The organism is Pseudomonas sp. S3E12 (genome assembly GCF_001702295.1).
Classification (GTDB): Bacteria; Pseudomonadota; Gammaproteobacteria; order Pseudomonadales; family Pseudomonadaceae; genus Aquipseudomonas; species Aquipseudomonas marginalis.
In genome coordinates, this window is record NZ_MBDT01000035.1 from 292,691 (window position 1) to 314,309 (window position 21,619).

Annotated in this window: 22 protein-coding genes; 9 read left to right on the plus strand and 13 right to left on the minus strand. The window is 61.3% G+C overall.

Annotation, left to right across the window (positions count from 1 at the left end; translation table 11 throughout):
* Positions 1-24: 24 nt before the first annotated feature.
* The 5 genes from BB029_RS30500 to BB029_RS30520 all read right to left on the minus strand — a co-directional run bounded on the left by BB029_RS30500 (position 25) and on the right by BB029_RS30520 (position 4,607).
* On the minus strand, positions 25-1,092 hold the full coding sequence (locus BB029_RS30500) for a branched-chain amino acid ABC transporter permease (protein WP_065942104.1): 1,068 nt from the start codon (positions 1,090-1,092) through the stop codon (positions 25-27).
* Positions 1,093-1,114: 22 nt separating this feature from the next.
* Positions 1,115-1,996 carry a branched-chain amino acid ABC transporter permease gene (locus tag BB029_RS30505; protein WP_065942105.1) on the minus strand — a complete coding sequence of 294 codons (882 nt, stop codon included), beginning with the start codon at positions 1,994-1,996 and terminating at the stop codon, positions 1,115-1,117.
* Between the two features lie 2 nt (positions 1,997-1,998).
* Positions 1,999-2,775, minus strand: a complete 777-nt coding sequence (locus BB029_RS30510) for an ABC transporter ATP-binding protein (protein ID WP_065928065.1) — start codon at positions 2,773-2,775, stop codon at positions 1,999-2,001.
* A 10-nt stretch (positions 2,776-2,785) separates the two neighbouring features.
* Entirely contained in the window at positions 2,786-3,841 is a 1,056-nt protein-coding gene (locus tag BB029_RS30515; protein ID WP_065942106.1) for an AMP-binding protein, read from the minus strand.
* Positions 3,842-4,043: 202 nt separating this feature from the next.
* On the minus strand, positions 4,044-4,607 hold the full coding sequence (locus BB029_RS30520) for a TetR/AcrR family transcriptional regulator (RefSeq protein ID WP_065942107.1): 564 nt from the start codon (positions 4,605-4,607) through the stop codon (positions 4,044-4,046).
* Between the two features lie 139 nt (positions 4,608-4,746).
* On the opposite strand from BB029_RS30520, the gene BB029_RS30525 reads away from it, so the two are divergent.
* Entirely contained in the window at positions 4,747-5,439 is a 693-nt protein-coding gene (locus tag BB029_RS30525) for a glutathione S-transferase family protein (protein WP_065942108.1), read from the plus strand.
* Here the strand turns inward: BB029_RS30525 and BB029_RS30530 are convergent.
* On the minus strand, positions 5,396-6,073 hold the full coding sequence (locus BB029_RS30530; RefSeq protein WP_065942109.1) for an aspartate/glutamate racemase family protein: 678 nt from the start codon (positions 6,071-6,073) through the stop codon (positions 5,396-5,398). The two genes, BB029_RS30525 and BB029_RS30530, sit on opposite strands and share 44 nt — an antisense overlap.
* A 74-nt stretch (positions 6,074-6,147) precedes the next feature.
* Between BB029_RS30530 and BB029_RS30535 the strand changes: the two genes are divergently transcribed.
* Positions 6,148-6,579 carry an HIT family protein gene (locus BB029_RS30535; protein ID WP_065942110.1) on the plus strand — a complete coding sequence of 144 codons (432 nt, stop codon included), beginning with the start codon at positions 6,148-6,150 and terminating at the stop codon, positions 6,577-6,579.
* 5 nt (positions 6,580-6,584) lie between these two features.
* Here BB029_RS30535 and BB029_RS30540 read toward each other — a convergent pair whose 3' ends face one another.
* Positions 6,585-7,451: an aldo/keto reductase family oxidoreductase gene (locus BB029_RS30540; protein ID WP_065942111.1), complete on the minus strand. Its 867-nt coding sequence runs from the start codon at positions 7,449-7,451 to the stop codon at positions 6,585-6,587.
* 72 nt (positions 7,452-7,523) lie between these two features.
* On the opposite strand from BB029_RS30540, the gene BB029_RS30545 reads away from it, so the two are divergent.
* Together BB029_RS30545 and BB029_RS30550 are read left to right on the plus strand one after the other, a co-directional pair.
* Positions 7,524-8,174: a TetR/AcrR family transcriptional regulator gene (locus BB029_RS30545; RefSeq protein ID WP_065942112.1), complete on the plus strand. Its 651-nt coding sequence runs from the start codon at positions 7,524-7,526 to the stop codon at positions 8,172-8,174.
* Positions 8,167-8,622: an NUDIX hydrolase gene (locus tag BB029_RS30550; protein ID WP_065942113.1), complete on the plus strand. Its 456-nt coding sequence runs from the start codon at positions 8,167-8,169 to the stop codon at positions 8,620-8,622. The genes BB029_RS30545 and BB029_RS30550 overlap by 8 nt, the downstream gene beginning before the upstream one ends.
* Here the strand turns inward: BB029_RS30550 and BB029_RS30555 are convergent.
* Positions 8,612-9,175 carry a cysteine hydrolase family protein gene (locus BB029_RS30555; RefSeq protein WP_065942114.1) on the minus strand — a complete coding sequence of 188 codons (564 nt, stop codon included), beginning with the start codon at positions 9,173-9,175 and terminating at the stop codon, positions 8,612-8,614. The genes BB029_RS30550 and BB029_RS30555 overlap by 11 nt on opposite strands.
* 128 nt (positions 9,176-9,303) lie before the next feature.
* Here BB029_RS30555 and BB029_RS30560 point away from each other — a divergent pair, with 128 nt between their 5' ends.
* Positions 9,304-10,710: a hypothetical protein gene (locus tag BB029_RS30560; RefSeq protein ID WP_065942115.1), complete on the plus strand. Its 1,407-nt coding sequence runs from the start codon at positions 9,304-9,306 to the stop codon at positions 10,708-10,710.
* A 129-nt stretch (positions 10,711-10,839) separates the two neighbouring features.
* Positions 10,840-11,880, plus strand: coding sequence for a DUF2269 family protein (locus BB029_RS33995; protein WP_141696610.1), 1,041 nt, complete (start codon positions 10,840-10,842; stop codon positions 11,878-11,880).
* Between the two features lie 33 nt (positions 11,881-11,913).
* Here the strand turns inward: BB029_RS33995 and BB029_RS30570 are convergent, their stop codons facing one another.
* The 3 genes from BB029_RS30570 to BB029_RS30580 form a co-directional block, all read right to left on the minus strand.
* Positions 11,914-12,405: a DUF1289 domain-containing protein gene (locus tag BB029_RS30570; protein ID WP_065942129.1), complete on the minus strand. Its 492-nt coding sequence runs from the start codon at positions 12,403-12,405 to the stop codon at positions 11,914-11,916.
* A gap of 52 nt (positions 12,406-12,457) precedes the next feature.
* Positions 12,458-13,708 carry a ribonucleotide-diphosphate reductase subunit beta gene (locus tag BB029_RS30575; RefSeq protein ID WP_065942116.1) on the minus strand — a complete coding sequence of 417 codons (1,251 nt, stop codon included), beginning with the start codon at positions 13,706-13,708 and terminating at the stop codon, positions 12,458-12,460.
* 233 nt (positions 13,709-13,941) lie between these two features.
* On the minus strand, positions 13,942-15,354 hold the full coding sequence (locus tag BB029_RS30580; protein WP_065942117.1) for a PLP-dependent aminotransferase family protein: 1,413 nt from the start codon (positions 15,352-15,354) through the stop codon (positions 13,942-13,944).
* Positions 15,355-15,478: 124 nt separating this feature from the next.
* Here BB029_RS30580 and BB029_RS30585 point away from each other — a divergent pair, with 124 nt between their 5' ends.
* From BB029_RS30585 to BB029_RS30595, 3 genes are all read left to right on the plus strand, one after another.
* Positions 15,479-16,111: a LysE family translocator gene (locus BB029_RS30585; RefSeq protein WP_065942118.1), complete on the plus strand. Its 633-nt coding sequence runs from the start codon at positions 15,479-15,481 to the stop codon at positions 16,109-16,111.
* Positions 16,112-16,196: 85 nt separating this feature from the next.
* Positions 16,197-17,255 carry a diguanylate cyclase gene (locus tag BB029_RS30590; RefSeq protein WP_065942119.1) on the plus strand — a complete coding sequence of 353 codons (1,059 nt, stop codon included), beginning with the start codon at positions 16,197-16,199 and terminating at the stop codon, positions 17,253-17,255.
* Between the two features lie 46 nt (positions 17,256-17,301).
* A complete protein-coding gene (locus BB029_RS30595) occupies positions 17,302-18,531 on the plus strand; it encodes a M20/M25/M40 family metallo-hydrolase (RefSeq protein ID WP_065942120.1) in 1,230 nt (409 codons plus the stop codon).
* Between the two features lie 93 nt (positions 18,532-18,624).
* On the opposite strand, the gene BB029_RS30600 is transcribed toward BB029_RS30595, so the two are convergent.
* Positions 18,625-18,984: a hypothetical protein gene (locus tag BB029_RS30600; RefSeq protein WP_065942130.1), complete on the minus strand. Its 360-nt coding sequence runs from the start codon at positions 18,982-18,984 to the stop codon at positions 18,625-18,627.
* A 5-nt stretch (positions 18,985-18,989) separates the two neighbouring features.
* On the minus strand, positions 18,990-21,619 hold a 2,630-nt coding region (locus BB029_RS30605; RefSeq protein WP_141696611.1), incomplete at its 5' end, for an RHS repeat-associated core domain-containing protein.

Below are 21,619 nucleotides of genomic sequence, written 5' to 3' on the forward strand. Positions count from 1 at the left end.
GTCATTCCTGGGGGGTTATTGAGTTCAGTAACGCAGCGGCCAAACCCTGGCCCGTTGACGAAAGCGCTGCCACAGACGGGCCAACCCCTCCGGTTCCTTGATCAAAAACGCGATGATCAGCGCGCCAAACAGCATCTTCTGGATGTTTTCCAGCTGTCCGGCATCCATCAGTCCAGCGGGCAACAGCGCGAAGAGATTGGCCAGCAGGATCGGGAACAACACGATGAATGCCGCGCCAAGGACGTTGCCGAGCACGCTGCCCAGGCCGCCGATAATGATGATGAACAACACCTGGAACGAGCGGCTCAGGTCAAAGCCGTGGGGCTCGACCGTGCCCAGGTAGGCGAACGCCCACAGTGAACCGGCGATGCCCAGGTAGAAGCCGCTGATGGCAAACGCCAGCAGCTTGGCCTTCAACAGGCGAATGCCGATGACCGCAGCGGCGGTGTCCATGTCGCGCACCGCCATCCAGTTGCGGCCCAGTTCGCTGCGCACCAGGTTCTTGCCCAGCCAGAACAGCGTCACCACCACGGCCAGCGTCAGCACGTAGCGGCCACGCGGTGAGCTGAAATCCAGCCCGGCAATCAGCAGCGGCGGTGAGGTGATCACGCCCGAGGCGTTGTCGTTGGTAAACCAGCTGAAGCGGGTGAGCACCCACTCCACCACGAACTGCGCGGCCAGGGTCGCCACCAGCAGGTAAAAGCCCTTGATGCGCAGGCTCGGCAAGCCGAAGAACACCGCCACCGCGGCGGCGATCACGCCACCCTGGGCAAAGCTCACCAGCAGCGGCAGGCCGGGCACCCGCAACTGCAGGTTGTAGGCGGCAAACGCGCCCACCGCCATGAACGCCGCCGAGCCGAGTGAAAGTTGCCCGGCGTAGCCCGTCAGCAGGTTGAGCCCAAGCCCGGCCAGCGACAGCACCAGCAGCGGCACCAGGATTGCGCTGAACCAGTAGTCATTGCCCAGCCAGGGCACCGCAAAGAACGCCACGCCCAGCAGCAGCCACAGCGCGACGCGGTCCTGGCGCAGGCGAAAGGTGCGACGCTCGGCCGCGTAGGAGGTGCTGATTTGACCGACTTCTTGATACAACATGCAGGCATTTCCCCAAGGACAATCAAACCCGTTCGATGGCGCGCTCGCCGAACAACCCGGCAGGCCGCACCAGCAGGAACAGCAACGCGAGGACGTAGGGCACCCAGTTCTCGATGCCGCTGCCGATGATCGGGCCGAGGTAGATCTCGGCGATCTTCTCCGCCGCACCGATGATCAGGCCGCCGACAATCGCCCCACCGATGGACGAGAACCCGCCGATGATCAGCACCGGCAGCGCCTTGAGCACCACCAGCGAGAGCGAGAACTGCACCCCCAGGCGTGCGCCCCAGAGCAACCCGGCCACCAGCCCGACGAACCCGGCCACCGCCCACACCAACGCCCAGATGCGCGGCAGGCGAATACCGATGGCCATGGACGCCAGCGGGTCATCGGCCACCGCCCGCAACGACAGGCCCACCCGCGTCCTGTTGAACAGCAGCGACAGCACGATCACCAGCGCGGCGGCGGTGCCGGCGGCAAACAGGTCGAATTGCGAAAGCAGCATGCCGCGGATTTCCAGCGGTTCGTCCGCGATGCCGAGGTCCAGCCCGTGCACCTGCGCACCCCAGAGGAACTGCGCAAAGCCTTCGATCATGTAGGACAGCCCGAGGGTCGCCATGAAGAGGATGATCGGTGGACGATTGACCAAGGGCCGCAGCACCACTTTTTCGATCAGCAGTGCCAGCACCACCATGCTCGCCAGGGTGATCAGGAACGCCCAGGCAAACGGGAAGCCGCGCTCCAACAGGCTGACAAACGTCAGCGCGGCGAACAGCACCATGGCGCCCTGGGCAAAATTGAACACGCCGGAGGCCTTGTAGATCAGCACAAAACCAATCGCCACCAGGGCATACATCACGCCCGCCAGCAGCCCGCCGATCAGCACTTCGAAGAAAAATTCCATGTTCAGGTACCCAGGTAGGCGGCGATGACATCGGGGTTGGCGCGCACCTGTTGCGGGGTGCCGTCGCCGATCTTGCGACCGTAGTCGAGGACCACCACGTGGTCGCACAAGCCCATGACCACGCCGATGTCGTGCTCGATCAACACCACGGTGGTGCCGAACTCGCGGTTGATGTCGCGGATAAACTGGCTCATCTGGGCTTTCTCCTGGGCGTTCATGCCGGCCATGGGTTCATCCAGCAACAGCAGGGTCGGTTCGGCGGCCAGGGCGCGGGCCAGTTCGACACGTTTTTGCAGGCCATAGGGCAGGGTGCCGACCAGCACGTGGCGCCAGGGATGGATCTGCAGGAAGGCAATCACCTTTTCCGCGTGCAGGCGGTGGGCGTCGTCCTCCCGTGGCGCGCGGCCCAGGCGCAGCATCTGTTCCAGCCAACTGCTGCGGCGCTTGAGGTTGCGCCCGGTGAGCACGTTGTCGAGCACGCTCATGCCCTTGAACAGCGCGATATTCTGGAAGGTCCGCGCAATCCCGCCCTCGGCCGCCTGGTGCGCGCGCATGCGCCGCCGGGTCTGGCCGGCATAGCGGATGCTGCCGCCCTGGGGGTGGTAGACCCCGTTGATCACGTTGAGCAGCGAGCTTTTACCCGCGCCGTTGGGGCCGATCAGGCCACAGATGTCACCGGCCTTGACCTCGAAACTGATGGAGGTGATGGCCTTGATGCCCTTGAACGACAGGGAAATGTCATCGAGCCGCAGTAATACCGCTTCAGTGGGTGTGGGCATAAAAGGCTCGTCAGGCAGATTGAGGCAGCAAGTGGTCGCTGGGTTCGTGGCGGGTGGACGGCTCTTGCCAATGGCCGGGACGAATGCCCAGGGCCGCAAAGAAGGCGGCACTTTCCGGATGCAGTGGCGGCCCGACCAGCAAGGGCACGCGCAGGCGGCTCATGCCCAGTACATCCAGCAACGGGCGACGCACCAGCCAATGGCCCAGCCAGCGGCGCACGGGGGAGGGGGTCGGCTGCATGGCCCAGTCGTATAAACGATGGCTGATGCTGCCCGGCAGTGGCAGGCGTTCACGCACCCATTGCTCCAGGCGCCCATAGGATTCGCGGGTGCCCAGCACCAGGGTCGGGCCCAGCTCGCGGCGGTCGGTGTCGCGGGTGGCGAGGGCCTCGGGGAAGTTCAGCCGAAAGCCCGCGTGCAGCCAGGGCGCCAGCAGGTAGCGTGCCTGCCCGCTGGCGGCAAACACCCGTGCGGCCAGGGCTTCGTCGTCGGCGCCGAGGTGTTCGCGGTCGACCAGCGTCCGGCCGCCCGCGAGCAGTTGCCCATGGGTCAAGTGCAGGGAGGTGTCGGCATGAAAGACGAAGGCGGTGTCGCTCGGCTGCGGGGCGTGGGCGGGTGGCGGTGCATCGGCACGCAGCTCGGCATAGTCGATCAAATCGGCGTCTGCGAACTGGCTCAGGCCACGCCCGTCAAGAAACACCACCACCCCGCGTTCGCCGAGTTGTTGCAGCGCTTCCAGGTCTTGCACGAGCACGAAGCGCGGTCGCAGCCCGGCCAGCAGCGCCCGGTTGTCGCGGTCCGGGTCGAGCAGCGTGACGCTGGCGCCCAGCCATTGTGCGGCCAGCGCCAGCAGCAACGCTTCGGGGCGCGCCTGGCTGAGGATCAACAGGTTATCGTCAGGCCCGAAGCGGCGCTGATGCAAGGCGGCGGCGAGCTGGCTGACCTCGTCAGCCACCGCGCTCCAGCTGCGCTCATGCCAGATACCCAGGCGCTTGAAGCGCAAGGCAATCGCTGACCCTCGGGTGTGGGCTTGGCGCAACAGCGCCTGGGGCAGTGTCTGGGGCATGGGGGTATCCTTCGTCAGTATGCGAAGGCGATTGCACGCGTCATGCCAGAGGATTAAATGCCTTTATTTCAAGGGGATATGTGGATTTTTGGGGGAGGGGGCGTGTGTTGATTCAGCACAAGCTGTCCAAGCAGTGTTGTTGGGCCAACAGCGATGGGGCCATTGCTGGAGCGCTACCTGTCGCCGGCAGGGCTCCAGCTTGTCACGCCGGGATAAGCCCCGCGTCCCGATAACTCTGGACCAGTTCGTCGTACAAACTGAGATCGGCCCGGGTTCGGGCAATCAACTGCGCGCCGGCAATGGCGGTGTAGATGGCACGCGCGCGACGCTCGCAGGCCTCTGCACCGGCGGGTTCGAGCTCAGCAAGCAACGCCGCCAGCCAGGCTACGTTGATATTGGCAAACGTCAGTATCTCTTCCTTCACCGGCTCGGGCAGGTCCTTATATTCGGCCGCCATAAAGCTGGAGAGGCACAAGCGGTTGCCGTCTTCGAGTGATTTTCGAAAGATGCTCGGATAAGCACGCAGGCACTGCAGCGGATCCGGGTTCTCACTGCGTATCGCCGCGAGGGCGTTGGCAGCGTCTTCCCAATAGCGCCTGGCAACGGCTGCGCCGAGATCGGCTTTGCTCGGGAAGTGGTAATAGATACTGGCGTTCTTGATCCCCACCGTTTCGCCGATGCTGCGGAAGTTGATGCCACTGTAGCCGTAGTGCTGAGCGGCGAGTCTGGCGGCCTCCAGAATCGCTTCGCGGGCATTTTCACTCACGTGTGGATTGCTCTTCAGTGTGGGGAGGGGCGAATTCTACGCTGATAAGGTTTTACCTGCCAACTGGTAGGTAATGCTTGACAGTCTGAAATAATACCTCCAGTCTCTACCTACCACTTGACAGGTAGGCGAGCAAATCATGACGTTCCAACAACCACAACCCGACGTATCCCAACCGCCGTTGATGAAAATTTATGATTGGTACAACGGCCCCTATCCAGCGCGCGTTCGTATAGCGCTGGCCGAGAAAAATCTGTTGCCGCGCGTTGAGTTCGTGTCGGTCAACCTATGGAAAGGGGAGCACAAACAACCTGAGTTCCTGGCCCTCAACTACTCCGGCACCCTGCCAGTGCTGCAACTGGACGACGGCACGTTCATCGCTGAATGCACGGCTATCACCCAGTACCTGGACACGCTCGATGGCAACCCGACCCTCACCGGCAGGACGCCGACCGAGCAAGGCCTGATCCACATGATGACCAAGCGCGCAGAGATTGAATTGATGGATGCGGTCAGCGTGTATTTCCATCATGCCACCCCTGGGCTTGGGCCTGAGGTAGAGCTTTATCAGAACGCCGAATGGGGCATGCGCATGCGGGACAAGGCGGTCAGGGGGATGCACTATTTCGATAACGTGCTCAAGACCCGCGATTTTGTGGCGGGCGATGCCTTCTCAATGGCCGATATCGCGTTACTCGGCGGCATGATCTTCGCGGACCTGGTGCAATTGCCGGTGCCGCAGACGTGTGAAGCCCTGCGCGCCTGGCAGGCCAGGGTCAACGAGCGACCTAGCGTTCAGGCCTGGCGTGCAATGGTTGCACAACCGCACTGAGGGCAACGGCCCGCATAGCGGCCGCCAGCCCGGCCGCTGCGCTGGTGAGGGGCAGCGGGCCGGCCGTTACCTGCACGGCGGCCGCGCTCATCGACGCCTGGCCCAGCGCAACCCGTGTCATTCCATCCCTATAGGCGGCATCGGCAGCTCTGGCGATTGTCGCCAGGTAGCCGTCGATGTCACCCGCCTTGAATAAGCGCCATGCCCCCGGAACCAGCCGCACTTCGACGACCGCGTTCGATTGCAGCGCGGCCTTGTGAAACAGCCGCGCGGTAGGTTCGAGGGTGGTTTCCACCGCGCACAGCACCGCAATTTTTCCGCCATCCTGCACCGCCGAGGCGGCCAGCGCTTCGTCTGTCCTCAGGATCGGGACACTGCTGCAGATACCTTCAACGACCGGACCCAGGGTCGAGCAGGTGAGCACCACGGCGTCGGCCTGTTCAGCCAGTGCAAGCAGGGCTGATGCGGTGGATGCGCATATGTCGGCGCTCAGATGACCGGCGTTTTCGGCAGCAGCCAACAGGTCGGCGCGCACTTCATGGCGTAGCACATCAGCGCCGATACCCAGTGCTTTCGCGGCGGTTTCAAACACGCTGATATTGCTGGCGGCGGTATGAAGGCAGGCTATGCGCATGGGCTGTTTCCAGTGCTGAAAATGTCGACGATGGTTAAGATGCAGCCCGCACTCACCTAACGCAAGGACAGGGTATGCCGCTGATCATGGAACGCGTAGAACAGGCCCGCAACGGCACTAACGACAAAGTCATCTGCCGCATGCCCTCAGGCTGGGCAGTGATGGGCGATGTGCAATTCCTGCCTGGCTACTGCCTGCTATTGCCCGACCCGGTGGTCGCCAGCCTGAACGACCTGGATGCCGACGCCCGCGCGATCTACCTGCTCGACATGGCGCGCATCGGCGACGCGGTGCTGCAAGCCAGCGGTGCATTGCGGATGAACTACGAGATCCTGGGCAATTCGGAGCCGGAGTTGCATTGCCATATTTTCCCGCGCTACGCCTCGGAACCGGATGACAAGCGCAAGATGCCCGTTTGGTTTTATGACTGGAAAAATGCGTTGCCGTACGCGGAAGACGTGCATGGGGATCTGCGTAAGGCTATCGCGCAATTACTGGCAGGCTGATGCGTTTACCCTGCGATGTCGTTCAGTTCTGCCAGCACGTCGTCCGTCAGGTCCAGTTCGGCTACGGCGAGGTTTTCTCGCAAATGAGCGACCGATGAGGTCCCCGGAATCAGCAGGATATTCGCTGAGCGACGCAGCAACCACGCCAGGGCCAGTTGCTTTGGCGTTACGCCCAGGCGCTGGGCAACGTTAGTCAGTGTCGATGATTGGACCGGGGTAAATCCGCCTAGGGGGAAGAACGGTACATAGGCGATGCCGTCCCTGGCCAGCTCATCGATCAAGGCGTTGTCGTGTTGGTGGGCGATGTTGTACAGGTTCTGCACGCAGACGAACTCAATCAGGCCACGGGCTTCGGCCACTTGCGTCGGCGTGACGTTGCTGATGCCGATATGGCGTACCAGGCCCTGCTGTTGCAGTTCGGCGAGTGCGGCCAGGGGCGCTGCGATCGAGCCTTCTGCCGTGCCCATCAGGTTGTGGGTGCAACGGAAATTGACCACATCCAGCACGTCCAGGCCCAGGTTACGCAAGTTGTCATGCACGGCCTGGGTCAGTTCCGCCTTCGATGCTGCGCCATGCCATCCACCTTGATCGTCGCGACGGGCGCCGATCTTGGTGACGATCGTGAGGTCGTCCCGGTAAGGATGCAGTGCCTCGCGGATAATTTGGTTGGTGACGTGCGGTCCGTAGAAATCGCTGGTATCGATATGGTTCACACCGGCTGCGACGGCCTCACGCAGTACCGCCAGGGCCGCATCCCGGTCCTTGGGCGGGCCGAATACACCCGGCCCAGCCAGTTGCATTGTGCCGTAGCCGATGCGGTTGACCTTATGGTCGCCAAGGGTGAAGGTACCGCTGCTTGCCAGGTTGCTCATGACTGCTGCTCTTGCTTGAACTGAATAAGGCCCTAATATGAAGGATCCTTCAGATTTTGGAATTCGCATTCCATGAGCACCGTCAAAGCGTCATTGAAACCAAGAAAATCAGCGGTTCAAGCACGCTCCGCGGCAACCGTCGAAGCATTGCATGAGGCAACCCTTCAGGTTTTGACCCAGCAGGGCCTGGTGCGCTGCACCACTACGCGGGTGGCGGAGCGCGCGGGAATGTCGGTGGGCAGTCTCTACCAGTACTACCCAAATCGCGATGCGTTGCTCGCCGCCATTCTGGAAAAACACCTGGTGCGCGTGGCCGATAGCGTCGAACTGGCGTGCTCCGGGCTTCAGGGCGCGTCGGTTGCGGAGATGGCGGGCGGCCTGGTCAAGGCATTACTCACCGCAAAATTGCGCGAACAGGCGGTATCCAAGGCGCTGTATGCGATCGCAGCCGAACGCGGCGGGCCGGAGTTGGTCGCACGTATCAACCTGCGAATGGTGGGCGCGATTGCAGCCATGCTGGCAACGGCGTCCGACGCCCACTTTGACGACCCTGGCCTGGTCGCGGCGATCTCGCTGAGTGCCATCGTCGGCCCGGTGCGCACCCTGCTTGAGGGGAACGCCGCGCCTGCGTTCGAGGCTGCGCTGGAGCAGCAAACCACCTTGATGCTGAGGGCGTATCTGCAGGCTCATCAACCCCCGACCCCAAGGAAGACCCATGCGTGAACGAAAGGCTGCACGACTGCTGGTGATCAACCCCGCGCACGAAGTACTGCTCTTCAGGTTCATCCATAAAGACGGCGCACTGGCCGGTCAAAATTACTGGGCTACCCCTGGCGGCGGTGTCGAACCGGGGGAGACTTTCGAGGCCGCTGCAATCCGCGAGCTGCGCGAGGAAACCGGTATCCAGGTGCAGGCCGTTGCCGCGCCTATCGCCGAGCGCCGGTTTGCGCTGATGCTGCCCAGCGGTGAAACGGTGTCGGCCGTCGAGCACTACTTTGTGGTGCACACCGCCAGCACCGAACTGTCCAGGGCTGAGTGGACGCTGGAAGAGACCCAGGTGATGGCGGACCATCATTGGTGGTCGGCTCAGGCGTTGCGTGCCACCGAGGAAACGGTCTGGCCTGAAGCGCTGGTTGACATGCTGGTGCAAGCCGGCGTGTTCAGCGCATAGCGCCGAGAATCCCGGCCGTCTCGGCCACCCTGGCGTAGTCCATGGCCAGGTTGCTCAGCGACAGCGCGTGCACGTCCTCCGCTGGCCACAGGCGCCCGGACCCATCGGTTTGATCGAAGGTGTAGCAGGCGTCTGCGGCGACGAGCACGTCAAAGCCCAGGTTGCCGCCTGTGCGTGCGGTTGCTTCGACGGAGTTGTTGGTGATCACCCCGGCGATCACCAGTTGCTTGATCGAGCGCGCGTGCAGCCAGCGTTCCAACCCGGTGGCGATGAAGGCACAGGGTACGTTTTTTTCCACCACGTGTTCGTGGGCCAGCGGTTGCAGCGCAGGCTGAAATTCGCAGCCCGGCTGGCCCGGCCAGAATACCGAGCCGGGGGTACGGGAGATGTGCCTGACGTGCACCACAGGCCGACCCGACTGCCGCCAGGCGCCGAGCAATTGCTGCAACTGCTGCTCGGCCTGCGGGTTGTTGCGGCGCCCGAGCTTCGGGTCATTCATGCCCTGCTGCATGTCGATGAGCACCAATGCAGCGTTGGTGGCTAACGGTTCCATGGCGCGTCCTTTGGCTCGTGAGGCACAAAACATAGCAGCCATTGAGTGCGCCTAAACAGCGATTTGTTCGAAGCCTTCGCCATTTGCCTTTACACTGCCGCCCCCGAATTTCAGCAAGGATGCGTTGGATGCGTACGCGACTCAGCGGTGTACTCCTCTCCCTGGCCCTGGCCGCTCCCGTCATGGCCGAGCCCCGTTCGTTCTCGGTCAATGACCCCAGCGGTCAATACCTGGTCGAGGTGTTGTTCCCGGAGGTGCCGCAGGACTTGCAGCACCTGGCGCCGGCGCTCATCACCCTGCGCGATAAAAGCTCCCTCGAAATCCTTCAGCAATTGCAGACCCCGGATGCCCAGGTGCCGCTGGACCAGCAAGGCAGAACCGTGGACTGGCGCCTGATGGGGGAGAACGGCGTGGTGTACTTCGCCGATATCAACCAGGATGGCCGCCAGGACCTGGCGATCCGCAATGGCACCGGTGCAGACAAGGACTTCCAGTCCAGTTACGACGTGTATCTGCAAGACCCGCACACGTCCCACTGGGTGCTGAATGGTCCCTTGACCGACCTGGCCAACGAGACCTCCGGTGGGATGTTTTCGATCAATCCCGAGGACGGCATTATCCATTCGCAGACCGACCGGGGTTGCTGCTGGACCCGCGCCAGCCGCTATCAGATGCGCGACGGCAAACTGGTGCGACTCAGCGCGTACACCCAGGCGGAAGTGCCGGCGACGGACGATGACGCCAACAACAGCATGCCCAGCGGCTACATGTTGCGCACCACCGGTGAGTGGAAGGACGGCCAATGGCTGGAAACGCCCAGGCTGGAAGGGCCGGTCAACGAAGACCCCGAGTTCCTGGCCGGCACCCTCAACGGCAAGATCCCGGTGCAGCTCTGGTACCAGCAACAGGGCGCGGTGCTGATCGGTGAGTTGCGCTACACCAAAAGCGGTAGCGGCAAGCCGATCAAACTGGTGGGGGATCAGGGGGAATACGGCGATCAGTCGTTTATCTACCTGCACGAATATGCCGATGACGGCCGTCAAACCGGCATCTGGCGCATCACGCGGGAAACCGTCGAACCTTATGACTACGCGGGCACCTGGGTCAGTGGCGCCAGCGGCGACCAGCCCGAACTGCAGATTCAACTGCACAGGCAGGACCGGGAGCCTGAGTACAACAAACTCGGCGACGTGGCCCGCGACCAGCGCGATGGCCATTACCAGATGCGCGACGACTTCCTCGACCGCGACGGTGACCTGGACCTGAAAATCCTTCCCGAACGCGATGCCCAGGGCCGGGAAGTGGCGGAACTCAGCGTGACGCTCAAAGACACCGGCACCGACAAGATCATCATCACTACGCACCAACGCGTGCCGATGGAAACCGCAAACCTGATCATCGTGCGCGCACCACAGGCGCCCCCTCGGGCCGGGCCGTATCATATCCAACTGGTGAAGGGTTTTGCCGTGATCGAGCACAACTCGGCGCCGGACAGCCAGGACTATCTGACCGGGTTTTATCGTAAGCAGCCCTGAGGTCGGGGGGGGACGTCGCCTGAGTGTCGACCCGGCTCAGGCTATTAAGCAAATCGGGTATCTTTAGCGGTTTCAGCCGCCGGCCTGCCTCAGGCTCGGCGCACACATGATTGATCAGGGAAGCAGGCAATGGCACTCAGGGTGATGGTGATCGGCGGCTACGGCAACTTCGGCAGCATCATTTGCCGGCACTTGGCGGGCGCGCCGGGCATTGAACTGGTGGTCTCGGGCCGCCACCCACACAAGTTGCGGGGCAAAGTCGATGCGTTGAAAACATCCTCCGGCCGCGAGTGCGAAAGCTGGTGCGGCGACGCCATGGCGGTCGGGTTCGCTGGCGTCTTGCAGTCGATGCACATCCAGTTGGTGATCCACACCGGCGGCCCGTTCCAGGGGCAGTCCTATGCCGTCGCCCAGCACTGCATCGATGCGCGCGTGAACTACTGCGACCTGTCGGACTGCCGGGCCTTCGTCAATGGCATCGGCGTGCTGGACGCGAAAGCCCGGCAGGCGGGCGTGGCCGTCCTCAGCGGTTGCAGCTCTGTACCGACGTTGTCGTCCGCCCTCATCGATCAGTACCGCTATCGCTTTACGCGCATCGACACCATCGAGCATGGCATTTCCTCTTCGGCGAAGATGCCGGGGCTGTCGACCATCGAAGGTGTGCTTGCCTATGCGGGCAAACCGATCAAGCAACTCAAGCAGGGCCAGGTGCACGACGTGCTGGGCTGGCAGGACCTGACGCTGCGCAGGATGCTGATCGCCGCCAGCCGTACCGGCAATCCGCAGGTGATCGCCCATGTGGCGCGCATGGTCGTACGGTTCGACACCTGGATCACCACGCCGGCGGGCGTCATCCAGATCATCACGGGCTTGCTGCTGATCCGGCTGGCCGGGCTGCCGGTGACCACTGAATGGGTACTGACCGCGTTGATCATCTTCCTCTGCGTGGGCTCGCTGTGGTTGCCGGTGCTGGTGCTGCAGAAGCGCTTGCATCGGATGGCCTCTCGGGCGGTCCAGACCGAGACGGCACTGGATGATGGATACCGTGGTGTTTATCGGCAATGGTTCTGGCTGGGCGTTTTCGGGTTCCTGGGGATGTTTGTGATCGTGATGATCATGGTGACGAAGATGACGCCGTGGCAGTTGCTTGGGCTGTTGGTGAGGGCCTGACGCAGCCTCGCCAAGGCTCGACAGCTGCGACGGTCACATACTGCTGGCGATGAGGGGCGGGCCAAACACTTCGCGTATAAATCCCGGGGCGATATACCGCTCGTAATGCGCCTCGGACAGCAGGAAAAACTCCCGGTCAATGGCATCGCGCAAATCCGCCAGGCTGCGCTCGCGAAACTCCGGCAACAACGCCAACCCATAGGCGTCCAGCCTGGAAATCACCCGAGCGCCCCGGGCAATCAGCTGGTACGCCCAGCAATACGGCGACTGGTGCGGCATAAAGCGAATCTTGCGGTCCTCCAGTTGCTGGCGCAGGCGCTGCGGGTCGGACACCTCCAGCTTGCTGGCCATGACCTGCACCAGCAATTGCTCAAGGCGCAGCCATACCGCCTGCTTTTCCTCGGCGTTGTAGCCATTCCACTGGATCACTTCATGGTGATAACGCTTGCAGCCCCGGCAGACCAGGTCGCCGTAAACGGTGGAGCACAGGCCGACGCAGGGGGTCTTGATGGTTTGATTGGGCATAAAAAACATCGACAAGTGAAACAACACGGCCCCAGAAAGGGGCCGTTTTTAATCAATCCCAGCTCAGCGCACCGCCGGTCTGATACTCGATCACACGGGTTTCGAAGAAATTCTTCTCTTTCTTCAAGTCCATGATCTCGCTCATCCACGGGAACGGGTTGGTCGTGCCTGGATACTCTTCCTTCAAGCCAATCTGCGACAGACGACGGTTAGCGATGAACTTGAGGTAATCCTCCATCATCGCCGCGTTCATCCCCAGCACACCGCGCGGCATGGTATCGCGCGCATATTCAATCTCCAGCTGCGTCCCCTGCAGAATCATCTGGGTCGCTTCTTCCTTCATCTCGGCATCCCACAAATGCGGGTTTTCGATCTTGATCTGGTTGATCACGTCGATACCGAAGTTCAAGTGCATCGACTCATCGCGCAGGATGTACTGGAACTGTTCCGCCACGCCGGTCATTTTGTTGCGGCGGCCCATGGACAGGATCTGGGTGAAGCCGCAGTAGAAGAAGATGCCTTCCAGCACGCAGTAGTAAGCGACCAGGTTGCGCAGCAGTTCCTTGTCGGTGTCGATGGTGCCGGTTTCGAACTTCGGATCGGAGATAGAGCGGGTGTATTTCAGGCCCCACGCCGCTTTCTTAGCGACCGATGGGATCTCGTGGTACATGTTGAAGATCTCGCCTTCGTCCATGGCCAACGATTCGATGCAGTACTGGTAGGCGTGGGTGTGGATCGCTTCTTCGAAAGCCTGGCGCAGGATGTACTGGCGGCACTCCGGGTTGGTGATCAGGCGGTACACGGCCAGCACCAGGTTGTTGGCGACCAGGGAGTCGGCGGTGGAGAAGAAGCCGAGGTTGCGCATGACGATGCGGCGTTCGTCGTCGGTCAGGCCTTCGGGGTTTTTCCACAGGGCGATGTCGGCGGTCATGTTGACCTCTTGCGGCATCCAGTGGTTGGCGCAGCCGTCGAGGTATTTCTGCCAGGCCCAGTCGTACTTGAAGGGCACGAGTTGGTTGAGGTCGGCGCGGCAGTTGATCATGCGCTTTTCGTCGACGGCGACGCGGGCGGAGGCGCCTTCAAGTTCGGCGAGGCCTTCGGCGACGTCGAGTTTGTCCAGGGCAGCCTTGGCGCGCACGATGGCGGCGGAGTCACTGGCGGTGACGGCGCGGGCTTCGATGGCGGCAGCGGCGCCGGCACCGTCGAGGCGGTCCATGTTGGCTTCGGTGGCGTGGCCGGCGTTGGCGCCTTTGATCACGGCTGCACCGGTGTCCTCGTTGTCGACTTCATCCCAACTCAGCATTGAAATACTCCCTTCTGTTCCGTTTTGACGGCATGTGAACCCGTCCAAAAAAATCTGATTTGCAGGCTGCCAGGCATTGAAATACTGCGCAGAGTGTGGACGGTGATTACCGATGCTGCACACTATGTAGTGGTCTGTTCTGTTTGTGGGCACACTATATGGTGTGTAACAGAATGGGTCAACGAACAAGAAAGGATCGAACGTCGCAGGGGGTAGCAGAACCGCGCTGTCGTTCAGGACCCGCCCACGGCCTCGAGTAACAGCGCTTCAAACACCTGCTGCACCCGTGGCTCATCACTGTGGGCCACGTTGAAACGCATCGAATCGCGATAGGCCGGGTCGTAGCCGAAGAGCGCGCCCGGCGCCAGTACCAGGCTGCGTTTCAACGCTTCCTGGGCCAACCATTCGCCGTTCACACCCGGTGGCAGGCGTGCCCAGATGAACATCCCGCCTTCATAGGCCATCGGCAACTCGCACCCGCAGCGCCGCAGCCATTGCTCCACGCGTCCGCCGGCTTCCATCAGGCGTTGGACCATGCGCTTGCGGTGCTTGGTGTAGCTGCCTTCGCTGAGCATGCGGTAGACGATCTGCTCGAACAGTTCCGAGGTCACGCCGCCGCTCATCAGCTTCATATGGGTAAGGTTGGCCGCCAGTTGCGGTGCGGCCACCACATAGCTGACACGGGCGTTGGCGCTGAGGACTTTGGAGAAGCCCGAAAGGTAGGTGACCTGGTCGAGGCCGGCGACAGTGGCCAGGCGCGGCGGTGGGTTGGGGTGCAGGTCGGCGTAGAGGTCATCTTCGATGATATGGCAGTGATACTGCTGGGTCAGTTGCAACAGGCGAAACGCCTGGCTGGGGCTGAAGGAGTGGCCGGTGGGGTTATGCAGCACGCTGGTGGTCAGGTACAGGCTGGGGCGATGTTCGGCCAGCAACTGCTCGAGAACGCTGAAGTCGAAGCCGTCGGGGCGCCGCTCGATGGTCACGATCTTGACCCCGTGCAAGGCCAGGTTGGCGTGAAAGTTGAAATAGCACGGTGCGTCGAGCAGCACCGTGTCGCCGGGCCTGGCGAGCAGGCGCATGAGCATGTCCAGGCCCTGCACGGTGTTGGGGGTGGTGATGATTTGTTCCACCGGCACCGACAAACCATCGGCATGCAGCTTCTGTTGCAGGGCCTGGCGCAAGGGCAGCAGCCCGGCGGGTGTGCCCAGTGCGGCGATGCGTAGCGACGGCGCGCGCACGGTGCTGCGCATGGCCTGGCGGAAGGCTTCGTTGTCCAGCCACGCTTCTGGCAAGTGGCCGCCGCCGGGGCGCAGGTCGCCGTAGACCGAGGCTAGGGGGCGGCGCAATACGCTGAGCAGGTCCTGGGGCAGCAGGTCGACCCAGCTCGCCGAGGCCGGGCGCACCCTGTCAACGGCCACGAAGTAGCCACGGCCCTGGCTGGAGGTGAGCAGGTTGCGCCCGCGCAGGCGGTCCAGGGCTTCGTTGAGGGTGAACTTGCTGACGCCCAGGGCCTGGGTCAACTCCCGCACCGACGGCAACTTGCTGCCGGGTGCCCATTCGCCGGTCTCGATGAGCTGGCTGAACGCCTCGACGATCTGCTGCACCTTGGGTGTGCCGTTCACAAACGTGATGGCGGGTATAAACATAAACCTTCCTTGTGTTTACCGTTGATTTTACCGGTGAAGTTCGGCCGGATTAGGCCTGACTTTACCTGCCTTATGCAACGCCGCTTGCCTAAACTGCAGGCCTTCTCACCCTGGGTCCAAGGCCATGACCAGCGCATTGACGCTCTCTTCGTATCTCTACTTCCTGCTGTTTTGCGCCACCATGACCTTCAGCCCCGGCCCCATGACCCTGCTGCTGTTGAGTCTGGGCTTGAAGAGCGGTTTGCGCAGTTCGATCCCGGCGCAACTCGGTGCCAGTGTGTCGTATCTGATTTCCATCCTGATCTTTGCCGTGGGCTTTTCGGCACTGATCAAGGGCAATCTCGCCATCACCCAGGCCATTCAGTTGGTCGGAGTGGCCTACATTCTCTATCTGGCCTACAAGCAGTGGACCGGCAGCGGCGTGTCGATCGGCAAGGAGGCTGCCGTGGAGGGCTCGCGCAGCCTGTTCGGCAAAGGACTGCTGACCGGCTTTTCCAACCCCAAGACCCTCATCATGTTCAGCGCTGTATTCCCACAGTTCGCCGGGGCAGGGGAGCACCGTTCGGCGGTGGATATCGCCATCCTCGGGGCGACCTTCCTGGTGCTGCAATTTGCCAGCGGTTGCCTGTATTGCTACTTCGGCCAGCGCATCAAGCATGTGCTGGAAAACCCCGAGCGCCGTGTGGTGTTGCAGCGGATCACGGCGGTACTGCTGCTGGGTGTGGCATTGATGCTGGCCCGCGGTTTTTCCCACTGAACGTTTTAGCGGGGGAATTAGCAGTGGTGGCTAATTGCTGGCGCCCTGATAGACTCCAGGCATTCATCCAGGATTACAGCCCTCCATGCCAGCCGTCGGAGGAAAAGGACTTCCGCTCGCTACCCGTTTGTATAAATCCCGCACCTTGGGGCTGACGCTCGGTTTTGTGTGCGTGGTGTTTGGCATGTTCCCGCTGGATCCGGCGCCATGGGCGTGGGCCTGGATGGTGATCAACGCCTTTGTCTGGCCGGTCGTGGCCTTTCAGCGCTCGTTGCGTACTACCCATACGCTGCGCAGTGAGCGCCGCAATTTGCTGTTCGATTCGTTTTGCGGCGGTTTCTGGGTCGCGGCCATGCACTTCAACCCGCTACCCGGTGTGACGACCCTGTCGATGATGACCATGAACAACGTCGCCATCGGCGGTCCGCGCTTCATGCTGGCGGGCTGGGTGGCGCAGGCGCTGGGCATCGGCACGTCGCTGTTGATATTCACCCCGGCCTTTATCGCCACGACCACCCCGGTCCAGCTCTATGCCTGCCTGCCGATTCTGATGGTGTACCCGCTGGCGCTGGGTTGGATCTGTTACCGCCAGGCGGTGACCCTGGCCCGGCACAAACGCGAACTGCTGGCGCTGAGTCGCACCGACAGCCTGACCGGCCTGCTCAACCATGGCGCGTGGAAAGACCACCTGGAGATCGAGTTCCAACGTTGCTGCCGCGAACAGCAAGGGGCCGCGATTGCGTTGATCGACATCGACCATTTCAAGCTTATCAACGACACCTATGGCCACGTCACCGGCGACATCGTGCTGCGCCAGCTCTGCAAAGTGCTGCGCCAGAACCTGCGCGCCACTGACCTGGCCGGGCGCTATGGCGGCGATGAGTTCTGCGTGATCCTGCCGGGCATGCCGCTCAACCGCGCCACCGAATTGATGGATGCGTTGCGCGATCGCTTCAACGCGTTGGCCTACGCCCAGGACCCGTCATTGCGCGCCAGCTTGAGCATCGGCCTGGCGCCGTATCAACCGGGGCACGCCGACTCGACCCGTTGGCTCAATGAGGCAGACCTGGCGCTGTATGAAGCCAAGAGCAGCGGGCGCAACCGGGTCAGTTCGGTGCAAGGCACTTGGTTGCGGTCGGTCTAGTGGGGTAGGGTGAGGCGGCACCCCAACAAACAACAAGGATCGGTTCATGCCCTTCACCTTCCCGCGTACTTTCCTGGCCGCCACGTTGGCCTTGTCTTTTGCAGTCCCGGCCTACAGCGCCGAACCCCACAAACAGATCCAGGCCGACGCCGAGCAGTACAAGGCCCCGGCCTTGAAACTGCTGGAGCGCCTGGTGAATATCGATTCGGGCTCCGGCTACGGGCCAGGCTTGACCCAGGTGAGTGACATCGCCGTCGATGAACTCAAACAACTGGGCTTCACCATTGAACGGGTGCCGGATGCCGCCGCCAACAGCAGCCATGTGATCGCCACCCTCAAGGGCAACGGCAAGGCCAAAATCCTGCTGATGGCCCACATGGACACCGTGTTCAAGGAAGGCTCGGCGGCCGAACGGCCGTTTCATATCAAGGACGGCCGCGCCTATGGCCCCGGCGTGATGGATGACAAGGGCGGCATCGTCGCCGGCATCTACGCGCTCAAAGTCCTGAAGAACCAAGGGTTCAAGGACTATGCCCAGATTACCTTCCTGCTCGATGCCAGCGAAGAAACCGGTTCCGACATCGCCTCTGAACTGATCCGCAACACCGCCAAGGCCCACGACGTCACGCTGAACCTGGAGCCCGGCCGCCCAGCCGACGGCCTGGTGGTGTGGCGCAAAGGCAGTGCCACCGCCCTGGTCGAAGTCAAAGGCAAAGCCGCCCACGCCGGCGTCGCCCCGGAGCTGGGACGCAACGCCGCCATGGAAGCCGCGCACCAGATTCTGCAACTGGGCAAACTCGGCGATGAAGACAAGAAGACCACCATCAACTTCACCGTGATCAACGCGGGCGACCGCACCAACGTCATCCCCGACCAAGCCACCGCCAAGGCCGATGTGCGTGCGGCATTGCCGGAAGAGTTCGATCGGATCGAGAAGGATTTGGTGCGGGTCTCCGCCAACAAGTTGATCTCGGAAACCGAAGTGACCACCACCCTCAAACGCGGCCTGCCGCCCATGCCGCAGACGCCGGAGTCGGACAAGCTGGTGGCGATTGCCCAGGGGATTTACGGGGAGCTGGGTAAGACGTTGACCATTGAAGGCAGCGGCGGGGCCGCGGATGCCAGTTTGTCCGCCGGGGTGGGCACGCCGACGTTGGATGGGTTTGGGATTGTAGGGGGGAATATTCATACACCGCAGGAGTATGCGGAGGTGGAGAGTGTGGCGCCGCGGATTTACTTGTTGAGTCGGATGATTATGGAACTGAGTAAACGCTGATCAGCCTGGGAGGCTCACCCATTCAATTTGGCTGAGCCTTCATTCCTTGTGGTGAGCAGGCTTGCTCGCCACAGGTGGCTGGTGGTGTCGAGTTCACTTCTGCGATTTATGAGTACCGCTGTATTGTTTCAGGCACTCCAGTAGTACTCTCATGAATGCTTGTTGATCAGTTACTGGCTCGCTGAAATAAGTTGCCATTGTTTTAAAAGCTGCATCAAAGTTATCGTCAATAGCAAGGTAGTGCTCTATCGATTCAATAAACCACTCCTGTTCTGACTTTGTATAAGACAAGAACTCGGGCTTGGTTAATTCATCAAAGAGCTCGATAAGCTCTTTCTCGTTGTTTATGTTTTTCGAGGCTATGAGACGTTCTCGCTCCAGATCATCCGTATTTTCAATGTCGTAAGTGAAGAGTAAACCACGAATTATTGACATGCTTGGCTTTCTTTTCATGCTCATCACTCTGTATAAGCGGTTTTAGGTTTTCCGTTTTGGTCTAGAATTACTCGAGCTTTGCGTTGTTGACTATACTCCATGCCGCCACTGGAATAGCCTTCACCAATAATCTTTCCCATGTCCATTGGCCTTAGCGATGCTGCGTGGCCGTTTCTTCTAAAGATTAGCTGTGCTCGATATATCGAGTTCAATTGATCCCTGTGACTCAGATAGTGTGTTGCAGCAGGTGGATATTTGGGTTGCCCATTATTGGGGCCTGATGTGTAAATTTCAACAATTCCCGTGGTAGGGTTTTTAGCTGTTCTGATTCTTTCAAGCTGAGAATCAAGTGTTGTTTGCGCGCCGTGCTTTTCCAAAAAGTGCGCGCCCGGTGTTGCTTTTTCTAGCTCTTCCAAGCGCCTGTAAGCGTTAGCTTCTGCAAGTTCATCAATTCTTGCCTGTCGTTCCGCACGTCTCAGTTGCGGTAAAGCGGGCTCTCCGTGATTGACACTTGCCGTGGGCGTCGGAACGCTTGTGCTTGGCTTGCATCCATCTCCACCTGGACATGTGCTCAAGCCTAACGGATCCACCCACCCCATAGGGTTCGGCACGTACTGATACGCGTTGATCCCACCCGCCAACTTCACCGGATCAGGCGTCAGGTAACACCCAATATCCGGATTGTAGTAGCGATGACGGTTGTAGTGCAGCCCGCTTTCCTGATCGAAGTACTGACCCTGAAAACGTAGCGGGTTGTCGATTGTGCCTTTGTCGAGTCGGCTGATCTGGCCGTAGGCGCGGTAGTGGGCGGACCAGACGATTTCGCCCTCTGGGTCTGTCAGTTCCTGGGGCGTGCCGAGGTGATCTAGTTGGTAGTGGAAGGCTTTGGTGTTTTTTGGGCCGAAGCCCTCCAGCAGTGCCAGCGGACGGAAACTGTCGGGTTCATAGAGATAGCTGCGATGGCGATCCGCATGGTGCTCGGCAATCAGCCTGTCGCCTTGCCAGAAAAACTCCGTGGTTATGCCGTCCACGGTTTTGCTGATGCGCCGCCCAAACGGGTCGTAGCGGTAACTGGCGGTTTGGCCGTTGGGTTGGGTGATGCCGATCAGTCGGTGCTGGCAGTCGTAGCGGTATTCGGTGACGAGTTGATGCCCTTTGCCGCGTCGTTCACGGATCAGGTTCCCGAAGGCGTCGTAGTCATAGTGGCGGTCGCCCTGGATCATCAGGCGGTTGCCGGCAACGATGTCGGGGTCGGGGCGGTCTTGCATGAGCAGGTTGCCGGCGGGGGTGTGGCCGAAGCGTTCCTGCAGGTCTTGGGAGTGGTCGGCGCGGGTGAGGCGGCCTAGCGGGTCGTAGTGGTAGTGGTGTTCGCCTTTGCGGGTGTCGAGCAGGCGGGTGAGGTTGCCGGTTTTGTCGTAGTCGTATTGGCGTTGGTAGAGGTGGTCTTGTTGCTGGGTGATTGCGTGGGCGTGCAGGCGGTGTTGGTCGTCGTAGTGGTAGTGGCTGAGGAGTTGGCCTTGTTGGCGCTGATGTTCCTGGCCGGCCTTGAATAGGTGAGACGTCAGCAGCGCGCCGTTTAATTCGATGGTGGCGAGGTGGCCGCCTTTGCTGTGGTTGAACACCAGGCGGTTGTTGTCCGGCAGGCGCAGGTGTTGAAGCTGGCCGCAGGCGTCGTAGCCGTAGCGCAAGGTGCCCCAGCCCTGATGTTCGGCGGTGAGGCGGTTTTGTTGATCGTATTCGTAGGCCAGCGCCCAATGGCCGTCGTCGACGCTGAGCAGGTTGCCCTGGCGGTCGTAGGCATATTCAACAACGCTGGCGTCGGGCAGGGTTTTTCGTACGAGGCGCCCGGCGTGATCGCGCTCGTAACGGGTAACGAGCTGACTGCCGTCGTCACCGTGTTCGGTCTTTTCCTGCAGGTTGCCATTGAGATCGTAGACGTAGGCCGTACGCTGCCCGTCAAACCCGGTTTCCTGCTGGATCAGCCCATTGGTGTGGTAATCAAGTCGGTAGGTCTCGCCAACTTCGTTTTCGATCTCGGTCAGCAGTAACCGCACGTTGTCGTAGCGGTACTTGACCTGACTACCGTCGGCGTTGACACGGCGGCTGATCAGGTGCAGGCCGTTGGCGTATTCGTAGCGGGTGACATGCCCCAGCTCATCGCGTTCGGCGGTGATTTTTCCGTAGGGGTTGTAGCTGTATTCCCGACATGCACCGCCTGGTAATACGACGCGAACCAACCGGCCCACGCTGTCCCACTGATACTGGGTCAGCGCGCCATGCTCATCCTCGCGCGCCACCTGCCGGCCAAGATCGTCATAGCGATAACGCTTGATCCCGCCATTCGGCAGTTGCTCTTCAAGCAACTGTCCGCGCTCATTCCACACCAGCCGCTGGCAACTGTGATCGGGGTGCCAAATCCCAACCAGTTGCCCGTATTGGTCGTAGCTGTAATCAGTAACATGTCCGTCGGGATCGGTCTTACGAATGACATCGCCCTGGTCATTGCGCTCGTACTTCCAGACCGCCTCACCACGGCGCATAACCCGTACGAAGCCGTTTTCATGCTCGTAGGACGTCGGCTCATCATCCCCGGGAAACAACGCCACCAAGCGTCCGGCTTCGTCGTACTGATACGCCGTCACCGCCCCCAGCG